Origin of the sequence: Capnocytophaga sp. oral taxon 863 str. F0517, from assembly GCF_000466425.1 — a bacterium.
Lineage (GTDB): Bacteria > Bacteroidota > Bacteroidia > Flavobacteriales > Flavobacteriaceae > Capnocytophaga.
Genome location: NZ_KE992113.1, coordinates 1 through 2,038, shown reverse-complemented (window position 1 = coordinate 2,038; position 2,038 = coordinate 1). Strand labels below are relative to the sequence as shown.

The 2,038-nt window shown below is 28.4% G+C and carries 2 protein-coding genes; both read right to left on the bottom strand.

Annotation, left to right across the window (positions count from 1 at the left end):
- Positions 1 to 204: 204 nt before the first annotated feature.
- Positions 205 to 351 carry a hypothetical protein gene (locus HMPREF1551_RS13855; protein ID WP_021627727.1) on the bottom strand — a complete coding sequence of 49 codons (147 nt, stop codon included), beginning with the start codon at positions 349 to 351 and terminating at the stop codon, positions 205 to 207.
- Between the two features lie 20 nt (positions 352 to 371).
- The coding region (locus HMPREF1551_RS03835; protein ID WP_021627726.1) for a pentapeptide repeat-containing protein at positions 372 to 2,038 on the bottom strand (1,667 nt) is incomplete at its 5' end.

Genomic DNA, 2,038 nt, shown 5'->3' with positions numbered 1-2,038 from the left:
TGAGAAATGAATTTCACTGATTTTATATGTTTACGGAATTATGCTGTTGCGATTTTCACGGATTAGATAAATAGCGGCAGACAACGGATTGTATGAAGCCATGCTATACCGTTGAGCAAGGCATGTAGTGCTGTGGAGCAGATGATCGAGTAAGAGATGGACACCCTCTGTCCTTTGGTATCCTGCATTACCCAACAAGCAATATTACCTAAGAAAATAGTAGACGAAGCCAAGGGGCACACTTGCTCTAAAAAAATCCTTATGGTATTGTTCAAAGAGGGTTGTCGCTCCTAAGGAAGAACCTATATTGACCCCGAAGTTCTTACCCTGTTCTCTGTCTGCCTCCTGCAAATATTGGTTTTACATGTGTTTTATGATTTTCCAAATTTTCTAAATGCCTGAATGGTTTGATAATAACCATATCCAATGAAAATACGACTAAAAAACATTAAAATGTACTGCCATGTATTGGGTTCTTTATTAAGTATCTTAATATCTGCCCATTCTGTAATATTAAGTATTTCTACTAGAGTTCTTATGAAATTCTCTATCCCCTCTGTATCAAAAGAAAATACTATATGAGGTGTCATTGATAAAATTATCATAGAACTAATAAGTGCTATTAGCAAAGTAAAATTAATTCCTACTACCCAATCTGTTCCAAAAGAGTTAGAATTTTTATTAAGCCACAAGATAATTCTATCCCTTTCTTGATAAAAATATAAAAACACAGCTGAGAAAAAAAGAAATATATAGCTAATAACGAAATAATGAATAGTATTCATTGCTTCATATATCCAAATAAGATAAAATATTATTCCTATAATTAAAAATATAAAAGAAAAATAGTTATTTTGTTTTAGGATATTTTTGCTTTTCAATTTTTCTTTATTTTTATACCATCTCTCTACTAATACTAAAACGAAAGAAATTATAAGAATTATATAGAAAATAAAATATTTATAACACCCCCATAAGATAATAGTTATTACCATTATTATTATGAGGCTATAGAATATTTTATCTCTCTTAATTTTTTTATAACAATTTGATTCATATTTCTCTTCTTTCTTTGTTTTAGAGAGGCGTTTTTCTTCAAGATAAACAGACATTTCTTTTTCATAGAAATTCAATCCTTCAATCCTATTATTTTGAGCATAAAAATCATCCTTTATAATACGATATGTCTCTCGAATTTGCCTATAAACCATAGCCACTTCTTTCGTAGGGTATTTGCCAAAATCGTCTATATATTTTATATCCTTATAATGTTGGTTGTTTAAATTTCTAAAAATCTCTTGCTCCCCCTCTTTGTCTATTGTTATATCCCAAAAATTTATATTTCTTCTAAAATTACTACGAGAAATCTCCAATCCTCTCTCAAAAATAGAACTTTCAAACCTTATGTATGAATCTGGCTTTATTTTACAATATAAAAATTGTACTTCTTTCTTAAACTTTACATTTGCAAAAATTGCTTTTTCAGAAAAGTCTGTAAAATGAAAAGGTTGTGCTTCACAAAATATAGCTCCATGAAAATCAACTAATTTTTCAAAAGTTGTATTTTCAAAATTAATACTAGAGTAAAAATCACAATGATGAAACCGAATATTTTCATAGAACTTAGCATTACTAAACGAAATAGTAATATCTTCACCCTTTACTCCAAATTCGACCTCTGAAAAATTTAACTCTATATAATTATTACCACTAAAATATGTTTTATTTTGAAATTTAGCTCTTTTAAAAGTAAACTCCTTTTCTTTACCATTTGTAGTATCTTCAGATATTTTTTCTGATATTATATTTAGGAAATAGGTCTTCCCTCTAAAAATAGCATTTTGAAAAAAGATATTATCATAAAATAAAACATCATGAAAATTTACTTGTTGAGAGAAAACTGCTCCTTCAAATTTAGTGTTTTTTATTTCTGTAGGACTCTCTAATTTTTCAAAAGAGACAATTCTTTCGAATTGAACTTCATTGAAGATGACACTATAAAGTTTAGCCCCCTTAAAATCAACGATAAAAGAGTTTT